The sequence below is a fragment of the Anaerobiospirillum succiniciproducens DSM 6400 genome, assembly GCF_000482845.1.
GTDB lineage: Bacteria > Pseudomonadota > Gammaproteobacteria > Enterobacterales > Succinivibrionaceae > Anaerobiospirillum > Anaerobiospirillum succiniciproducens.
The window spans coordinates 1-18,187 of the sequence record NZ_AXWV01000033.1 but is presented as its reverse complement, the minus strand read 5'-3'; the positions used below and the strand labels follow the sequence as shown (position 1 = coordinate 18,187).

Sequence of the window (18,187 nt, the reverse complement as noted above, 5' to 3'; positions counted from 1 at the left end):
CATAGAACCTACACATTTAGCTATGCCTTTCATGCATTGTTCTAAACAAGCTTGCGCCATAAACATCAAGCCCAAGCTCATAACCACTTGCCAAAGATTATTCAAATGAAGCAAAACAACTTAGCACTGACTTTTCAGCTCGAGCAATACCGAGCCATCTTCAAGAGTCCTTACATAAGAGGTTTAGCATCTGCCATTGCTCTTACGGCAGGTGGTGTCTCCTCATACGCCCATGCAGCCGATGGAGATCTCGACAGCACTCAGAAGTGGCTTGATTCTCTCAAAGCAGGTAACGGCACAATTACCATTACAGGCAATGACACTGATAAAGGTACTGACGGCAAATACTCCAAAGTCACAATCAGTGGTGATTCAGGAGATGGCGTAACTCTCGAGCTTAAAGCCGAGCAGAAAATACTGATCGAGAATACCAAGCACCCATATAAAGAAAACTACTTTGAAGCAGCTGCTAGTCAAAAGCTTAATATCAGAGGCGAAGGCACAATTGATGTTGCTGCAGAGGGCGGCGATAAGAACCCTGGCCTGTTTATGGTCGCAAAGGGTGGTGGCAAGCTTGATGTTAATGTAGGCAACATCAATGTGCAGTCCAATATGCACATTGCTACAAACGATGCTGCCTCCACTGCTACAGTAGCCGCCCAAAACATCGTTATCGGCAATAACAAATTCTCTGGATCAACTGATAAGCCAGAAGAGTCAGGACGAGCCACAATCCATGTTGGCGGTACCGTTGATGCTCCTCAAAACTTTAGTGGTGATGGCACTTCAATTCTTGGTAATGAGTCTACTAACATCACAGTTAATCGTGATGGCAAGATCCGTCTAAACACAGGCAAAAACAATACTGTTAAGGCCGCTAACGTAACTGTAGACGGTGGCGTGCTAAGCTTTGCTGAGGGCGTTGCGGGCGGTAAAGGTACTGCAACATATCAGGTAGCAAATACCGATGTTAACAACGGAAATGTCTCTGTAAAGGCAGGCTCAAACGTTACTATCAAGGGCGGCTCATTTAACCTCAACGGTAAGTCTTATGTGGATCTTAGCGACACGCTTACCGTCCAAAGCGCAAATTTCAAAGTTGGCGATGAGGCTGTACTTGCAGGCAATGAGTCTGCATCAGGTGGCAAAGCCAAGGTAGTTTTAAGCGGCTCAGCTGCTGGTGAAGCTACTTTAGAGCTTACTAAGGCTAAGTTAAAGTCTTTCTTAAAAGCACAGAATGCCGATGGTTCCCAGCTGCAGTATGTAGATGAGAATGCACAATTTAAGGATCCAAATAAGAAGCTCAAGAACGCAACTGCTGGCTCTGTAGTTTTAAACTCTGGTGGTGGCATTAACTTTACCGACAGCCACGTTGAGCTTGCTGATTCTGACTTAAAGTTCAGCGAAAAGGGTGATGTCGGAGCTATTACCCTTAAGGAGAATGGCTTTGTACGTGGTCAGCACGTTAGCATCTCTAAGAAGATTGAAAACGCCGCTAAACTCAATGTACAAGCAAAGAATCTGACCTTAGGCTCCAAGAACTTTGACTCATCTTCTACTGCTTTAGGCGTTAAGAGCCTGTTTGCTCAGAATGTAGAGTTTGTTGCTGCAGATGATGGTAACTACACCCTGCAAGATGATCTGGTTTTACAGTCAGATAAGAGCGAGACCATTAAGGGCGGCTTAAAGATTTCATCTGGTAGTCTCACCATCAAAGGTGGTGATTACCACATGGAGCAAGGCAAAGACCTTATCATTGCCAATGTTAAGCCATCAACAGACAATGGCCCAGGTTCTGGTTCTGGCTCAGGTTCAACTGGCTCAGGCAGCGGCACTCCAAGCGGAACAGCCTCAACTGCTGTTGCATATGCTAAGGCCTTATCTGGCGAAGCAGGCACTGGTGCAGTATCTGGTGAAGAAAGACTGTATGCCTTAATGAGCATCAATGGCAAGGCCGCAGGAGAAGCTGCAGGTATTGCTGACTCTGGCACCACATCAACCCCAGCAAAGGTTGCTCTTACTATCCAAGATGCCTCCCTTACCGTTAATGGCGGTAAGCTAGAGACCACTGGTGAAAACGGCATTAAGCTGGTTGACGGTACCTTAGATGCTCGTGGTGCAAGCTCTTATAAGATCGCCTCTGCATCTATCGAGCTTGAGAACACCTCTTCATTGCACTTAGACGGCTCTAAGATCCTTGATCTTAAAGAGGGTAAGACTGTTGAGTTTAAGAAAGATGTATTTGCTGAGGACGCCATTAAGACTGGTGCTAACGGCAATACCTCAACCGTAAACTTAGCCAATGTTGGCTCCATGACAATGGACCAATTTAAGGATCTCAAGCAAAAGACTACCTTTGAAGGCTTCTTTGACGGCTTTGCTATTACTAATAGCGATGCAAAGCCAGAGATGAACTTAGGCGACCTTGAGCAAGGCACTCCAGATGGCGTTTACCAAAACACCCAAGTTAAGGTAGAGACCAACATCGACAAGAGTGTTTCTGTTGGTAATGTTGTTGTAACAGCCTCACCTTTAGACATTGCTGCAGGCGGCTCTTCAAGCCCTGATACTAGCGGCAACAGCTCCACCTTAGTTAAGCTCACTAATGCAGGTGCTAACGGCAATGGCAAGAACAACTTCGTGCAAACTGCTGATGGCACTATCACTGGCGTAAACTTTAAGGGCGCTGGTACTGCACTGCAGTTACAAGGTACCGGTAACATTGGCGCGATTAAAGCTGAGAAAGAAAACGAAGGTCAGCTCCTGATTGGCAACAATGAGGGTAGCGCTCCTGGCAAGGTTACCGTCAAGGGAGATATCGGTGCTAAAGATGCTGGCATTGGTACAGTTAAGGTTCAGGCAAACTCTGACTTAGTTGTTGAGGGTAGCTCTGTAACCACTCAAAACTTACAGCTTGCTCAAGGTTCTAGCTTAACTGCCAAGGAAAGCTTAATTACTATTACTGCCGGTAAGACTGGCTCAGCTTCTTCTGCAATTAATGGCGACATTGACGCTAAAGAGCTGAAGTTTGATGGCTCAGGCAGCCACGTCATTGCAGGTAATGCAAGCGTTCAGGTTGAGAACTTTACTGGTAGCTCTGGTGCCACTATTCAGGTGGGCGAGGACAAGGTTGGCGGCTTAGGTGCTGATGTTCTGGCTAAGAACATGAACCTCAACGGCGCAACTTTATTTGTTGATCCTGATTTTAACGTTCAGGCCTCCTACCACGTAGTAGAAAATCTTGCAGGCGCTAACGATGCCCATTCAGCTGGTACCTTAAGCGGTACTGCAGTTGTAGGCAAGAACGCTGTCTTAGCAGTTGGCTTTGAGAGCAAAGATGATGTTCTTTCCATCATTAAGGATCGTTTAGGCGCTCATGGCGGCTTTAATAGCGGCTCTGAGATCCAAAACGCTTTAGTGGTTAACAAGGGCATCAAGCTTAATGGTCAAGACAAGATTGTCGTTGATCCTAAGGCTACTGGCCCAGATGCAGCTACTCAGGCAACTGCAGCCGTAACCTTTGGCGAAAACACCGCCATGGTGATTACCGACAATGTCTACACTGTAGGCCCTGATGGTAAGAAGACTGGCGCTGCCATTGATGTTTCTGGTGCAGACAATAAGACCGTTGTTGCTGATGCGAAGACTACTGTTCTGCTCTCAGGTAAGTTCAACGGCAACGATACCAACGTAAAGATCTTTGCAGGCGCTACTAATGCCCCTGCAATAACGGCAACTTCTACTAACGGTCTGTTAAGCGGCACTATTAGCCCTGATGGTACTATCGCTAAGCTTAATGTAAATACCAAGCTGTTAGACGAGAAGTTTGCCAAGGTATCCAAGCCAGTTCGTGAGATGCTCTCTGAGACTATTAGTGGTGGCAACAATGTCTTTGACGGCACTAATGGCGCAGGTGGCGAATACATAGCTAAGATCACCACAGACTCTAATACCGGTCTTGAGGCAGATAAGGCTGCTCATGCTGCTATCTATGCAGGATCTGCTCAGGCTTCCATGGCTGCAGTTGATGCTTTAAACGATGCAATGCAAGAGCGTGCTCAAAGCTTTGCACACGTTAAGAAGTCCAGCTCTCAGATTTTCAATCAGAATGACAATCTGTTAAATAGCACTGTCTCTAAGCCAACAGAGGCTGTAACAGGCTTCTGGGCAAGCCCTAATCTCCGTCGTACCAAGGCCGATGGCTTTAACTCAAGCGGCGCTACTTATGGTGCTGATGTAGACTTATATGGCATGAGTGCTGGTGCTGATTTAGCACTGGGCAACTTAACTGTTGGTGCAGCAGCAAGCATTGGTCGTGGTGATGCTGAGGGTACTGGCAATGGCGGCGGTCTGAAGGATGATTTTGATTACTATGGCATTGGTGCTTATGCATCCATGGCAGTAGGCAACTTCTCCTTAATCGGTGATGCCTCATTTAACTATATCAAGCACGATATCAGCGGCTACTCAGGCTTTGCAGAATACGGTAACTTAGGTACTAAGGCTGATTCTAAGGCCTTTAGTGCTGGTGCTAATGCAATGTATACCTTTAACACTCCATTCTTTGCATTAACCCCACACTTTGGCACTAGATTCACTCGTCTTGAGACTGACTCTTACAACTTAGGCTCTGCTAAGGGTGAGATCGCCAATACCTCCATCGATACTGTAAACATTATCTCTGTACCAATGGGTCTTACTTTCAGCCAAGACTTCTACAACAATGGCTGGATCGTATCTCCTAGCTTAGATCTGAGCGTAACTCTCAACGAGGGTGATACTGAACTTGCTTCACGCACTCACTTTAACGGCATGAAGAAAGATCTGAACCTCAACTCTGAGATTATGGATGACGTAACCTACGGTGTGAAGTTTGGCCTGAACTCCTCAAATGGCAACTTCAACAGCAAGGTCAGCGTCAACTACAACGGCTCTGACAATACCGACAGCTTCAGCATTAACGCTGGTGCAAGCTACAACTTCTAAGGCCTAATCCCTTAGTAAAGCTTGTCCTTGTACAGAAAGCTTTAAATGCCCAAAAGCGCTGCTCTAAACTACTTAGAGTGGCGCTTTTTCGCTTTTTAGCAGTGCCGCTGCAGTTTCAAAGGTCGAGGCAAATGGGGAAATGGGGTGGCTCTGGCCATGGCCGTCTATGGATAGCATTAGCGCCCGCACAAGGAGGACGACGTTTTGCTTTTAATGACCGTTAGACCGTCTTACCCTTAGATAAAAGCAATAGCAGTGATACTTAGGCTTAGTGATGAGCACTGACAGATGAATGAATGAATGAATGAATGAGTATGGCAGCTTGGCTGGCGCTATTTAATTTTGGAAGCGTGAAGCTTAAGTAAGCTTGCAAGCTCGGCATCATCTTTTGGTAGTGGGCCTACATCATTGAGATCTTTGTTGTTCTTAATGTCGTTGCATAAAACGGCATATGGATAGACCTCGTGCAAGGCCTCATTGGTTAAAGGCAGACCATCCGTGAGTACCATCATGATGTCCTCAACACCACGGCCTTTAAGCGCCTCAAGAATAGACTGAGAGCTGGAGTTTGGACTTGGAGGTGAGAAGAAGATCTCTAAAACTTCGCGATTACCCTTGAGATCTACACCCTGTACTAGCATGAGTGAGTGCTTAGACCATTCACCTTGAGCAATTTGATTTTCAGGCTCAAAGCTAATACGTGAAATCAGCACAAAAGAATACAGTGGTAGTAAACGACGGGCCTGAGCAAAGCGCACGTCGGCAATCACACGATCTTTAATGATGTCGATACACTCAGCATTAAGCTCACGAAAGTACATCTTATGAAGCAAGATCGCGATTTGATCTTCATCTAAAGCATGGGCATAGATCGCCATGAGCTTGGCATCATTGCTTGTTACGGCACGCGAGTGTTTTCTTATAGCAATGGGACTAAAGCTACCCTCTCGATCTCGTGGTACTAAGATATCGAGCTGTCCAAAGGACGATCTTACATTTTTGCGAACATAGCCATTGCGGCGGTTTTCAGAATAGACCTTAGCATTACCAGATTTTTCATAGCCAAGGTGAACTAAGAACTCGGCATTGAGTAATAAGCCGTAGAACGTAGCTAGCGCCTGAGCAATACCCTGTCTTAAGTACTCATTGGGATTAGACTTGTAGTCAACTAGGCTTACTAGTGCCAAATCTCTCGCCTCTAATGAGCGAATATAATCTTCCTCATGTAGCTCGATGATGTCGCCGCTAGTCGTTTTGATATAGCCTAATTGCCGCCCTGACATGAGTATGACCCTACTTTTATAAGCCACTAAAACTAACAGCCGTTACCTTGAGCCTTATCTAGAGCTATGAGACTAGCTGAACAACTCAACTTAACGGCTGTTGTCTGACACTAAAGAGTGTAACACCTTAATGTTAAGCTCTTTAGTGACTAGCAATAATTGCCACGGATTAGCCTATTTATCGCATTTACATGAGCATCTACTTAAGATGCGTAGATACCCATGCCTATCGTTTGTACGATTTGATACTTAGCTTTGCTTTGCGCTGCGTTGCGTTGCTTTGCGCTGCGTTGCTTTGCTTTGCTTTGCTAAAGCATCCATGGCAAGGCTGTAGTCTTATTTACCACGAATGATGATTTCTTGGCGCAGTACAGAGATGTCATCCTCTTCGAGGTTATCACGCTCAGCGCGGTGAATGATCTCTTCTGGGGTGTACTGATCTTCTGGGTAAACTACAACTAATGCGTGATCACCTACCTGCAGGAAGTTGGTCTGACCGTACTCAGTGTAACGAGTTGCACCAACAGAAACTAAAATACGAGTTGGACGGCCAGCCTCGTTTAAGTACATGTTGATGTTCTCAGCAGGACCTTCATCCTTTTGGTTGTTTAAGCGGTCAATAAGCCATGCAACTAACTTCTCGTAGAAGTATGAGTAGTCACGTACAGGGCTGTCCTCACCATATGGATAGATCTTGCCATCACGCTCTAAGAAAGAAGCAATACGGTAGCGATCTAAGATGCCGCCCTTGGTTAAAGAGTCTACCTTGATGTAGTTAGAGGCAAAGCCCTTAGATGCATGACCCCAGTTCTTTTTCTCGGAGATCTTCTTTGCACCCTGCTTACGAATAGAGCAGTCATTGGCAGCGCCGAAAACTAATGGATGGAGTGCACTAACCTTATCTGCAGTCCACTCTACATCGAACACAATGGCGCACTCAGGCTCAATCTGCAGCTTTTGCTCACCTTCTGGGAAAATGATGGAGTAATCATCAAATGGGAAAGTGCCTAAAAACTCAGGGGTGTTTGGGCCAATCTTTGGTAAATAGGTTGGGAAAACAGCCTTTGGCGCATCAGCCTCTGCGGTCTTTACCTGGGTAAAGTCCTTATCCTCACCTGCCTGCTCAAGGTGACCAGTAAAGTTACCGGCGACACCAAATGATGCAAGTTCCTTAAGCTCAATAAACATGGTAAAACTCCATAAGCTGTTTAGTAATCCTCACGACCATCGCCACACACTAGCTCACCAATTGTGAGCCTGCGAAAAGTCGATTCAATCTATAAATGTTAGCACAACACAGCAAGTGAGTTATTACCTCTAAGTAATGCAGCGATCATGTTTTTGCAATCTCGCGCCCAAAACTTTCCACCAAAGACGCAAATCCCACGTCATGCACCATGACCACCTCAAATCCACGCGCCATCATTTTTGGCAATCTATAAAGCACTGTCCTGCATCTTGTGACCATCTATAAATGCCAATTGCCTATTTTGGACAATCTATAAAGCACTACCTTGCATCTTGTGACTATCTATAAATGCCAATTGCCTATTTGGGGACAATCTATAAAGCACTACCCTGCATCTTGTGACCATCTATAAGCACGGTGCTGTGCATTTTGACGATCTTTGGTGATCTTTGATGGTGCTCGAGTGGTAGATGTATTGGGCAGTCGTATAGATTTTTTGCACTAGATGAACTTTACTTGCCTTTTGCCCATACAATACAAGGCTGTCTTGGGACTACTTTCTATGCTTTAATCTAAGTATGAGTTTTCCTTAGACTTATAGCGGAAATGTTTGTCGTTTTTCATGATTGGGAGTGAGTTTATGTCATTTACCGTTCGCTTAGCTAAAGGCTGTGCTGTTGTCGGCGCTGCTTTGGGCATCATGAGCATGTCACAGCAAGCTCAGGCTATGGAGAGCTTTACTGCAGCTAAAAAAGTACTGCCTGGTATCTATCAGACTTTAGATAAGGAGTTTGGTAACACCTCTACTATCTACTGTGGCTGTGACCTCAACTACACTGGTGGCGGTAAGCGAGTTAAGTGGCAGCTTGATTTAGACTCCTGCGGCTATGAGGTACGTAAGAATGCCAATCGCGCCTCCCGCATCGAAGTTGAGCACGTGATGCCAGCTTGGAACTTTGGTCATCAGATGCAATGCTGGCAAGATGGTGGTCGTAAGAACTGCGGCAAGGATGCTAAGTTTAGACAGATGGAAGGTGATCTGCACAACCTCTACCCAAGCGTAGGCGAGGTTAATGGTGATCGTGGCAACTTCCAATTTACTGATTGGAATGGCAAGCCAACTCAGTACGGCAAGTGCGAGATGGTAGTGGACTTTAAGGGTCGCAAAGCTCAGCCACCAAAGCAGTCTCGTGGTCAAATCGCCCGTGCCTATATGTACATGGCAGATCAATACAATATCCGTTTAGCTCCACAGCAGCGTAAGCTCTATGAAGCATGGGATCGTATGTACCCAGTCACTGATTTTGATTGCCGTCGTAATGAGCTGATTAAAAAGGTTCAGGGTAACGACAATAAGTTCATCACTGCTGCCTGCAAGCTAAGATAATTAGCCTCACAAAATGCAGTGATCATGTACTTGAGAGAGCGCCTAAACAGCCTAAAACTGCCCCTGACGCGGCCTAGTAATGCACTTATGCAGGTTATTCTAAAACATGCATAAGCCCATCACCCGTCTATGAATATGCCCATGCCAATAACCATGGGCATGTTCATAGTCATGGTTATGGTTATGGTCATGGTCATGGCATGGGTGCTCAATACAATGCTTCGATGCCAGTATAAGACTATGCTTGGATGCCGCTATAGGCCTATTGCTAGGCACTTGTGAACATCGCTTGCTTTTATCGTTGCTGCAAGGACACTAAAGATCTGTACTGTGGTGTACAATCTTACGACGCTATCACATTACCACCCCATCTTTTAGCCAGGATCAAGCCATGCGTATTCCTCGTATTTATGACGCTAACATGCCACAAGAAGTCGGCGCTGAATTTACGCTCGATGCCTTTGGTGCTAACCATATTTCTAAGGTATTACGCCTTAAAGCTGGCGATAAGATCTTTGTATTTGATGGCCGAGGTCATGAGTTTGAAGCCGAGCTTACCGAGTCTGGCAAAAAGACTATAGCTAAACTTACTAATGAGTGTGAGCGCAGTGTTGAAAGCCCAGTACAAGTAGAGTTGCTGCAGGTCATCAGCCGTGGTGATCGCATGGACTTTACTATTCAAAAAGCTGTAGAGCTTGGTATTAGCAAGATCATTCCACTGACATCTTCACGCTGTGGGGTTAAGCTCGATGGCGATCGTGCCCAAAAGAAGATTGAGAGCTATCAGCGCATTGCGATCTCTGCTTGCGAACAATGCGGTCGTAATGTTGTACCTGAGGTTACCTCAATTACAACCTTGGCAAACTTCATTAAAGAGCACAGTGCAACTAGTGATACTCAAAGCCTCTGCGATGAGCATGGCTTTATCAATCTCACCTTAGATCCACGTGCTCAACGCAAGATTACTGATCTACCAAGCACTGGCAAGTACCGTATCTTAATTGGTCCAGAAGGTGGCTTTTCAGATGATGAAGTCGAGCTTGCTAATCAAGCAGGCTTTACTGGCGTTACCTTAGGACCACGTATCTTACGTACCGAGACTGCAGCCTTAGTGACCTTATCCATCTTAGGCTCCCACTTTGGCGATCTCTAAAGCAAGAGATCCATTGCCCAAATACAGCCAACCACTCTTACTACACCCCATTCAAGGTATGTAGATTTTTTTAATGGTTTTGGATGTACACGAAACTTAGTCAGTATAATTAGAGGGCGCTTTTCGAGCGCCCATGTTTTTTAGTTTAGGGATAGAGAAATCATGCATCAAAAGGATATTCCATTAGGAAAGACTAGTAGCTACGTTGAAGAGTACACCCCATCCTTACTATTTCCTATCCCTCGTGCCCAAGGTCGCGGCAAGATGGCCATGCCTCCATTTAGAGGCTTTGATCTTTGGCGTGCTTATGAGCTTACCTTCTTAGCTCCCAATGGTCTGCCACAATGCTACATGGCCAGCATTAAGGTACCTTGCACTTCACCTTACATCGTTGAGTCCAAGAGCTTAAAACTCTATCTTGGTTCATTTAGCCAAACCATGTTCAACGGCCCAGATGAGGTTAGCTCTGTTATTGCCCAGGACTTAAATCAGCTTTTAAACACTGAGGTAAAAGTAAAGCTGTATGAGCTTAACTCAAGCTCCATGCCTTTAGTGGATACTAGCGATCTCATCTTAGAGAACGATCCTAGCCTTGCTGATGTGAAGTTTAAGACTTTTGAGGTTGACTCAAGCCTGCTTAGACTTTCTAACAAGAAAGAGAATATCTCAGAGACTGTTACCACTAATCTCTTTAGATCTCGCTGCCCAGTAACCGCACAACCTGATTACGCTACAGTTACTATTAGCTACAGCGGTGAAAAGATTGACCATGCTTCACTGCTTGCCTACTTAGTTTCATACCGTCGTCATCAGGGCTTCCACGAGCAATGCTGTGAGATGATCTTTACCGATCTTATTAACATCTGTAAGTGCGACGAGCTCACCGTCTCATGCTCCTTTACTCGTCGTGGCGGTATCGATATCAACCCAGTGCGCTCAAATGCCCACAGCTTTGACGAGCCAAAGCGCACTCCAAGACAGTAAAGCAATTAAAAGCAAGGCCCCATTTCCGGGCAAAAAAACTCCCAACATTTCTGGCAGCAAAGCTCTTTGCTGCCTATAGCCGCATACCTGCTATTAATTGCTCCTGCACAATCCATCCTACCTCAAAAGCAAGGCGTCTCTTTACATATAAAGCTTCAAGATTCCTGCAATCAAACCAAGCTTACCCCCAACTTAACCTCGTGTCGCACGTAGTGGTTATAGAGAGTTACTGTTAATAGCTGTAGACTGACCTTAAGCAATCTATACTGTTAATTGCTCTTAACTAGCTTGATACATGGTTAGGGCTTGATGTGGTTCCGGGAGTGTACACTCCAGTGGGCCCATTTGTCATAAGTACAGCCATACTTTGCTTAATGATTTTGGGCCTAGCTCACAACTTGTACATGTGAGTTTATGTTTCAATACGAATCACACACGAAAAGCATCATTTGTTAATGCTAATGCGCTAAGATGAGGTCAAAGCCTTAACTCAATTGATTTGATGTTAAACAAGGTCATGAGTTGAGGGTAAGTTTAGTCCTGATCATAACGGTCAGTAAGTGAGGTTAAATGGGCATTCAGGTTGTATGGCCCTCTGGAGCCATGTCTTTATTAACTCAGTTTGAGGCAGACAAGATTTCTTTAAAGTCACAAGGTGAGCTTTACGATCTGTATCGCAACTGCTCCCTTGCTGTGCTCAATAGTGGTAACCTCACAGACAACTCCAAAGAGCTTTTAGACAACTACAGAAGCTTTGAGATTGATGTGGTGCGTAACGAGCGTGGCTTAAAGCTCGAGCTTATCAATCCTCCAAAATCTGCCATTGTCGATGGTAAGGTAATTAAGACTCTGCAAAAGCACCTTTACTCAGTACTTAGAGATATCGTGCAAGTAAGAGCCTTAACTGACACATTCAAAGAGCAGATCGATAATGTGTCAAATGAAGAAAAAGGCGCTCTGATTACCAATGAGATCTTCCATATCCTACGTTCAGCTGAGGCTATCAAGGCAGATACCGCTCCAAACATCGCTGTATGCTGGGGTGGTCACTCCATCTCTCAAGAAGAGTATAGCTATGCCTACAGCGTAGGTCGTTGTTTAGGTCTTAGAGGCATAGACATCTGCACTGGCTGTGGTCCTGGCATTATGGAAGCCCCAATGCGTGGTTCTTTAGAAGGCCATGCCCTGCAAGATCAAGCTCAAAACTGTGAGCGTATCGGTCTTACCGAGCCATCTATTATTGCAGCTGAGCCGCCAAATCCATTTGTCTCTAACCTCGTTATCATGCCTGATATCGAGAAGCGCCTCGAGGCCTTTGTACGATTAGGTCACGTGCTCATAGTGTTTCCTGGCGGCCCAGGTACTGCCGAAGAGCTCCTCTACATCTTAGGCATCAAGCTGTGCAATGAGAATCGCCATAATCCAATGCCGGTAATTCTCACTGGTAGCGAGGCTAATCGCGCTTACTTTGATGCAATTGATGAGTTCTTAGTACACTGCTTTGGTGATGAGATTCGTCGTCATTACCAAATCATCATTGGCGATGAAGAGGCTGTAGCTAAGACTGTTACTGAAGGCATGAAGACTATTCATGAGCACCGCACTTTAATTCATGAGTCTTATTGCTACAACTGGTCACTGCACATTCCTCATGAGCTGCAGGATCCGTTTGATGTAACTCATGAGTCCATGGCTAAGCTCAACCTCTCAATGGATCAAGAGCCTTTCATGTTAGCAGCTAACTTACGCCGTGCCTTCTCAGGTATCGTAACTGGTAACGTAAAGGAATACGGTATCAAGCAGATTAAGGAACATGGTCCATTTAAGCTCCATGGCGACAAGGAGATCATCGACTACATCGGCAAGCTGATGTCTGACTTCATTGATCAAGGCCGTATCTTGCTCTCACAGCGTGACTACAAGCCATGCTATGAGCTTGCTGCCACGGACGAGTAAATAATCAATGCAAGCATAAGCACATAAACAGGAACAGGAGCTGGAGCTGGAGCAGGAACAATCCGGCGCACTAAGGATAGCAACTCCATCCTAGCCACCAAGTACTTATGCCTACGCAAAAGCCACTCACTCATGAAACAAAGATCATGATTGCAGTGGCTTTTTTCATGCGCATCATCAGCCAACCATACTCCAAAGTGTCAAAACTTAAAGCATACACAAACAGATTGAATCGATAAGCACTTGTCTTAACAGCAAGCGCTTACATAAACAGCCACGCACCTTATCAACCGTATGCCCAGTACGCTACAAGCTCATATATCTAAAGGCTTAATACTTGATAGCTTTATGGCGCTCAGTGCCGCAAAACTAATACAAAAGATCACACGCATATACAAAAGATCAAACGCATCTACATAGCCCCATCGCCAAAGAAACAAGTGCTAAGCGCCTTAATCTCGCGATGCAACAAGGAACTTGGGGTTCTGTAGAAATCGTGCTTGATGGCAATTTCGGAAAGGACTTTGAGCTAATAAGGCAAAAATACAATTGCACCAAGATACATCATGCAAGACAAGACCTCCCTCATATTGCACAACAATGACGCATAATTATGTGACCGTGATCAAAATGAATACCAAAGAAAGGCTTATATAAGGCATTTGTGGAGTAAAATGACGCTCATTACTCCATTTCAGGCTGTAATTGATACAAATGCGCAAATGGAGTGCACTATAAATAGAGGCTTGATTGGTAACAAATGCCCGCCTAATATGACTTCAACAGAATTCATTAACCAAATGGAAGAATAGAGTGGGTATGTCTCAATCGTTTGACGCTCTTCTATGCTACTAAATTAAGATAGTAAGACAGTTATGCAAAACCTTGATATCGCAAAGTTCGGTGGAACATCAGTCGCAAACTATGACGCAATGAGCAAGTGTGTAGAGGTTGTTACCTCTAACAAAAACACTAAACTCGTTGTTGTTTCAGCTTGCGCCGGTGTTACCAATTTATTAGTAGAGCTTGCCTCTGGTGCTTGTGATAGCGCTGGTCGCGAGGAGATCATTGCTAAGGTTTTTGCTATCCACAAAGAGATCATCTCCAAACTGGATAACCAAGAAGAGCACGAGGCTGTAATCAAGAACTACCTCAAGGTTGTTCATGATTTAGCAATTCAGGCTTCCATGACTCGTACTGACATGATCACAGATCGCCTAGTTTCCCACGGCGAGCTCATGTCCTCCTACCTCATTACTCAGATTTTCAAGCAAAAGGGCTTTGATGCCGAGTGGTTTGATGTACGTCGTGTAATGCGTACCGACTCATCCTACGGCAAGGCTGTGGCTTTAGTTGAAGTTATCTCTTCTTTAAGCGAAGAGCACTTAGTTCCACTGCTTGATAGCGGCAAGATTGTTGTAACTCAGGGCTTCATCGGTGCTGATTCAAGCGGCCAGACCACTACCTTAGGCCGTGGCGGTTCTGACTACTCAGCTGCCTTATTAGGTGAATCATGCCACGCTCAGACCATCTCTATTTGGACTGACGTTCCAGGTGTATACACCACTGATCCACGCTTAGTTCCTGAGGCAATGCCTATTTCTGAGCTGACCTATCTTGAGGCAGCTGAGATGGCAACCTTTGGTGCCAAGATTCTGCACCCTTCTACCTTAGTTCCAGCTGTACGCTGCGGTATCCCTGTATATGTTGGCTCTTCTAAGGCTCCTGAGCAGGGTGGTACTTGGGTACGTCCAACCACAGATTACTCTCCAGCTTTCCGCGCAGTAGCACTGCGTAAGAGCCAGACCTTAATCGTGCTCTCATCCCCTAAGATGGTAGGCGCTACCGGCTTCTTAGCTCAGGTATTTAGCATCTTTGCAAAATACAACCTCTCTGTAGACTTAGTATCTACCTCTGAGGTTTCTATCGCGATTACTATTGACGCTGGCAGCCAGACTTCAGGTTTATCCTCAATCCCTGAGGCTCTTTACCATGAGCTTCGTGAGTTCTGCCACGTACGTACTGAGTCAGGCCTGTCCTTAGTTGCTGTTATCGGTAACAACATGGCCCGTACTTCACACATTACTGCAGAGGTCTTCTCTGCTATCGACAACTACGCTGTACGCATGATCTGCTACGGCGCATCATCCCACAACCTGTGCTTCTTAGTAGGCGAGGAAGATGCTGTCGATGTGCTCAAGCTCCTCCACAAGAGCCTGCTTGAGAGCGAAAAGGCCTAATACCCAAAGGCATATTGCCCAAAGGCCTAACGCCCAAACGGCGCATCACTTGCGCCATCGTTACTAGTTTCCTCTTTTTTTCCTTAAGCCCCGCCTAGCGGGGCTTTTTAATGCCCGCAACAAACAAAAATCAAAACAACGCTGCAGCCACCTCAAGACACAACGGCGGCATCTACATGTGGCGTCATTCAGACAATTGTCAATTCCTAGCGCCTGCATTCACAAGCGCTATGAATAAAAACATGGGTAAGAGGAGATTAAAGAGAAAGAAAGGCCAATTCTCAGATCTTAAATAGCAATGCCTCTTTCACGAGCACGACGGAGAATCTCTTCAAATGCACGGTAGCTATCTACAGTGCACTGATCTTTAAGGCGAGTTAACTCTTCAGGAGAAAGATACATAATGCCGCTCACCTCAGAGGCCTGACGTACGGTAATAAAGTCACCTTGCAGTAAGTACAGATAGGCCATGGTAAAGCCATCAAAGTCATGGTGCTCAAAGGCAATCTTGCCTAAAGAGTGGAAGTTTGGATCGGAAAGCTTAATGTTAACGCCTACCTCTTCAGCGACCTCACGCTCAGCGGTAATGTCACCATCTTCACCATGCTGAACTACACCACCCACGCATGGGTCAAACATACCTGGAGCATAGTCTTTAGTAAGGGTTCTAACCTCAACTAAAATACGACCAGCGCTATCAACCATCAGAATATAGGATGCACGGTGCGGCAGCTGTTCTTGACGCATCTGCTTGCGAGTTACAGTTCTAACCACGTTATCATCAAGGTCGATGATGTCCACCATCTCAACAGCCATATCTGTATCCTATAAAACCAAAACTATTTACTTAATTGGCAGCATCAGGGCACTAACATATGTGCCAAAAAATAGGACCTAAACTAGCAAGTCCCAAGTCCTGCCTTAGCTTCAAGTGTACACGCAAATCTACTCACAAATACCACAAGTGCAAAGATAGAGCATTTAACGAACAAAATTCACTTGTAATCACCACCACACTTTGCTTAAATTACGGCTGTTTTGAGCACAATAAGCGTAACTAAAAGCAGCTATGGAAATACCATTAGCTCACGCACTAGCACTTGCTCAAAGGCAAAACTTTTGTTCATTAGACACATCTACACGTAATGGGATATTACATGGCAGGCGAAAAGAATTGTGAAGTTGAGGCACTAGAACAACGCTGCGCTCAGCTTGAAAACGATATGCAAAAGATGCAAGAGCGCCTTGCTTGGATGGACATGACTCTCAATGACACCGGCAAATACATCGATAATCTCTTAGACAGAGTCGATAAGCTTGAACGCCAAATCAAGTTCTTAGCCTCGATGCAAGATGCCCCGGCAGCCGTGCGTCCTCTTAGCGAAGAGACCCCACCTCCGCACTACTAGTTGGCATGAAAGCCACGTCAACTCAGACAACAGCTAAACTTAGCATAGAGCCTCAAAGATGGAGTGATAAGCGTATTGTTGATAGGCACAAAATGTGCAGCCATATTACACAGATGATATTAGCCATGGCTCTACATTGATCTCATGGCTCATGATGTGAGAAACAAACTATGGCTTTATACGTCAACACTAACGTTAGCTCGATTAACGCACAGCGTAAATTAGCTAACTCCACCTTAGCTCTGAACACCTCATACCAAAGACTCTCAAGCGGCCTTCGTATCAACAGCTCCAAGGACGACGCAGCAGGTCTGCAGATCTCTGACCGCTTAACATCCCAAATAAATGGCTTAAATCAGGGAAATCGTAACGCTAACGACGGTATTGCCTTAGCTCAGACCATCGAAGGTGCTCTCGACGAGACCACCAACATGCTGCAGCGTATCCGTACCTTAGCCGTACAGGCAGCCAACGGTACCAACACCGCCAAAGACCGTCAGGCTCTCCAAGAGGAAGTAACTTCTCTTTGTGAAGAAATCACCCGCATTGGTAAGAAGACTACATTTGCAGGTGCACACGTTCTAATGAGTAAGGGCGCAAAAGACGCTCAAAACAACCCAATTGATACCTTGAAGAATGCTGACGGCGAGTACTACTTTCAAGTTGGAGCCAACGCTCAAGATCTAATCAAGCTTCAAGTACTAGAAGGTTTTCATCTTTCAGGTATTGCTGATATGGCAGGATTGAAGAATGCTACCTGGAAAGGCAAGACAAATGGCCTAAGTAAAGTAGGCGCTAATAACAGTGTTGTAACCTTTATGGTAAAAGACGCTTCAACTGCACAGGCAACGCTTGGAAATATTGATAAGCTCATTGAGGTAGTTGATTCTAAGCGTGCCGCACTTGGCGCTTTACAAAATCGTATGGAAAGTACTATCCGCAATCAGAGCTCTATTGCAGAAAATGAGTCTGATGCACGCTCACGTATTCGTGATACCGACTTTGCATCTGAGACCGCAGCTTTAACTCAGAATCAGATTATTCAGCAGGCATCTCAGACCATCCTTTCTCAGGCTAACCAGCGTCCTACAGTGGCTCTAAACCTCTTAGGCGGTCGATAGGAGATAACAAATGGCTTTATACGTCAACACTAACGTTAGCTCCATCAACGCTCAGCGTAAGCTTGCTAACTCCACCTTAGCTCTGAACACCTCATACCAAAGACTCTCCTCAGGTCTTCGTATCAACAGTTCAAAGGACGACGCAGCAGGTCTGCAGATCTCTGACCGCTTAACAGCACAGATAAATGGCTTAAATCAGGGAAATCGTAACGCTAACGACGGTATTGCCTTAGCTCAGACCATCGAAGGTGCATTAGACGAAACCACCAACATGCTGCAGCGTATCCGTACCTTAGCCGTCCAAGCAGCTAACGGTACCAACACTGCAAAAGATCGTCAGGCTCTCCAAGAGGAAGTAAAGGCCCTCTCCCACGAGATCAGCCGTATTGCCAAGAAGACTACCTTCGCAGGTGCTCAGGTTCTAGACGGCGGCGGTGCCAACACCCTCATGCGTGAAATTGCTCAAGCTGGTGGTGCCG

General features: G+C 45.6%; 12 protein-coding genes. 9 read left to right on the top strand and 3 right to left on the bottom strand.

The genetic code is table 11. The features are described 5' to 3' along the window. Window positions 1–105: 105 nt before the first annotated feature. Window positions 106–4,986, top strand: a complete 4,881-nt coding sequence (locus tag H524_RS0105805) for an autotransporter family protein (RefSeq protein ID WP_027939547.1) — start codon at window positions 106–108, stop codon at window positions 4,984–4,986. Between the two features lie 332 nt (window positions 4,987–5,318). Here H524_RS0105805 and H524_RS0105800 read toward each other — a convergent pair whose 3' ends face one another. Both H524_RS0105800 and H524_RS0105795 read right to left on the bottom strand, forming a co-directional pair. After that, window positions 5,319–6,269 carry a transposase gene (locus H524_RS0105800; protein ID WP_084281674.1) on the bottom strand — a complete coding sequence of 317 codons (951 nt, stop codon included), beginning with the start codon at window positions 6,267–6,269 and terminating at the stop codon, window positions 5,319–5,321. Between the two features lie 336 nt (window positions 6,270–6,605). Further along, the gene (locus H524_RS0105795) at window positions 6,606–7,457 is read right to left on the bottom strand and encodes a DUF5718 family protein (RefSeq protein WP_044121586.1); all 852 of its coding nucleotides are present in this window, start codon (window positions 7,455–7,457) and stop codon (window positions 6,606–6,608) included. Between the two features lie 641 nt (window positions 7,458–8,098). Between H524_RS0105795 and H524_RS0105790 the strand changes: the two genes are divergently transcribed. The 5 genes from H524_RS0105790 to lysC all read left to right on the top strand — a co-directional run bounded on the left by H524_RS0105790 (window position 8,099) and on the right by lysC (window position 15,178). Then, window positions 8,099–8,845, top strand: a complete 747-nt coding sequence (locus tag H524_RS0105790; RefSeq protein ID WP_044121585.1) for an endonuclease — start codon at window positions 8,099–8,101, stop codon at window positions 8,843–8,845. Between the two features lie 391 nt (window positions 8,846–9,236). Continuing rightward, window positions 9,237–9,998 carry a 16S rRNA (uracil(1498)-N(3))-methyltransferase gene (locus H524_RS0105785; RefSeq protein WP_027939543.1) on the top strand — a complete coding sequence of 254 codons (762 nt, stop codon included), beginning with the start codon at window positions 9,237–9,239 and terminating at the stop codon, window positions 9,996–9,998. 162 nt (window positions 9,999–10,160) lie between these two features. Further along, entirely contained in the window at window positions 10,161–10,982 is an 822-nt protein-coding gene (gene queF / locus H524_RS0105780) for an NADPH-dependent 7-cyano-7-deazaguanine reductase QueF (protein WP_027939542.1), read from the top strand. Between the two features lie 570 nt (window positions 10,983–11,552). Beyond that, entirely contained in the window at window positions 11,553–12,938 is a 1,386-nt protein-coding gene (gene ppnN, locus H524_RS0105775; RefSeq protein ID WP_027939541.1) for a nucleotide 5'-monophosphate nucleosidase PpnN, read from the top strand. 875 nt (window positions 12,939–13,813) lie between these two features. After that, window positions 13,814–15,178, top strand: coding sequence for a lysine-sensitive aspartokinase 3 (gene lysC / locus H524_RS0105765; protein WP_027939540.1), 1,365 nt, complete (start codon window positions 13,814–13,816; stop codon window positions 15,176–15,178). A gap of 288 nt (window positions 15,179–15,466) precedes the next feature. Here lysC and H524_RS0105755 read toward each other — a convergent pair whose 3' ends face one another. After that, entirely contained in the window at window positions 15,467–15,994 is a 528-nt protein-coding gene (locus H524_RS0105755; protein WP_027939538.1) for an NUDIX domain-containing protein, read from the bottom strand. Between the two features lie 341 nt (window positions 15,995–16,335). Between H524_RS0105755 and H524_RS14470 the strand changes: the two genes are divergently transcribed. From H524_RS14470 to H524_RS14465, 3 genes are all read left to right on the top strand, one after another. Continuing rightward, window positions 16,336–16,587, top strand: a complete 252-nt coding sequence (locus H524_RS14470; RefSeq protein WP_044121583.1) for a SlyX family protein — start codon at window positions 16,336–16,338, stop codon at window positions 16,585–16,587. A 170-nt stretch (window positions 16,588–16,757) separates the two neighbouring features. Continuing rightward, on the top strand, window positions 16,758–17,708 hold the full coding sequence (locus H524_RS0105745; RefSeq protein WP_027939537.1) for a flagellin N-terminal helical domain-containing protein: 951 nt from the start codon (window positions 16,758–16,760) through the stop codon (window positions 17,706–17,708). A 10-nt stretch (window positions 17,709–17,718) separates the two neighbouring features. Beyond that, the coding region (locus tag H524_RS14465; RefSeq protein WP_044121581.1) for a flagellin N-terminal helical domain-containing protein at window positions 17,719–18,187 on the top strand (469 nt) is incomplete at its 3' end.

Coding starts and splice junctions, on each gene's coding strand:
- H524_RS0105805 (WP_027939547.1), top strand. CDS start 106: ATGAAGCAAAACAACTTAGCACTGACTTTTCAGCTCGAGCAATACCGA.
- H524_RS0105800 (WP_084281674.1), bottom strand. CDS start 6,269: ATGTCAGGGCGGCAATTAGGCTATATCAAAACGACTAGCGGCGACATC.
- H524_RS0105795 (WP_044121586.1), bottom strand. CDS start 7,457: ATGTTTATTGAGCTTAAGGAACTTGCATCATTTGGTGTCGCCGGTAAC.
- H524_RS0105790 (WP_044121585.1), top strand. CDS start 8,099: ATGTCATTTACCGTTCGCTTAGCTAAAGGCTGTGCTGTTGTCGGCGCT.
- H524_RS0105785 (WP_027939543.1), top strand. CDS start 9,237: ATGCGTATTCCTCGTATTTATGACGCTAACATGCCACAAGAAGTCGGC.
- queF (WP_027939542.1), top strand. CDS start 10,161: ATGCATCAAAAGGATATTCCATTAGGAAAGACTAGTAGCTACGTTGAA.
- ppnN (WP_027939541.1), top strand. CDS start 11,553: ATGGGCATTCAGGTTGTATGGCCCTCTGGAGCCATGTCTTTATTAACT.
- lysC (WP_027939540.1), top strand. CDS start 13,814: ATGCAAAACCTTGATATCGCAAAGTTCGGTGGAACATCAGTCGCAAAC.
- H524_RS0105755 (WP_027939538.1), bottom strand. CDS start 15,994: ATGGCTGTTGAGATGGTGGACATCATCGACCTTGATGATAACGTGGTT.
- H524_RS14470 (WP_044121583.1), top strand. CDS start 16,336: ATGGCAGGCGAAAAGAATTGTGAAGTTGAGGCACTAGAACAACGCTGC.
- H524_RS0105745 (WP_027939537.1), top strand. CDS start 16,758: ATGGCTTTATACGTCAACACTAACGTTAGCTCGATTAACGCACAGCGT.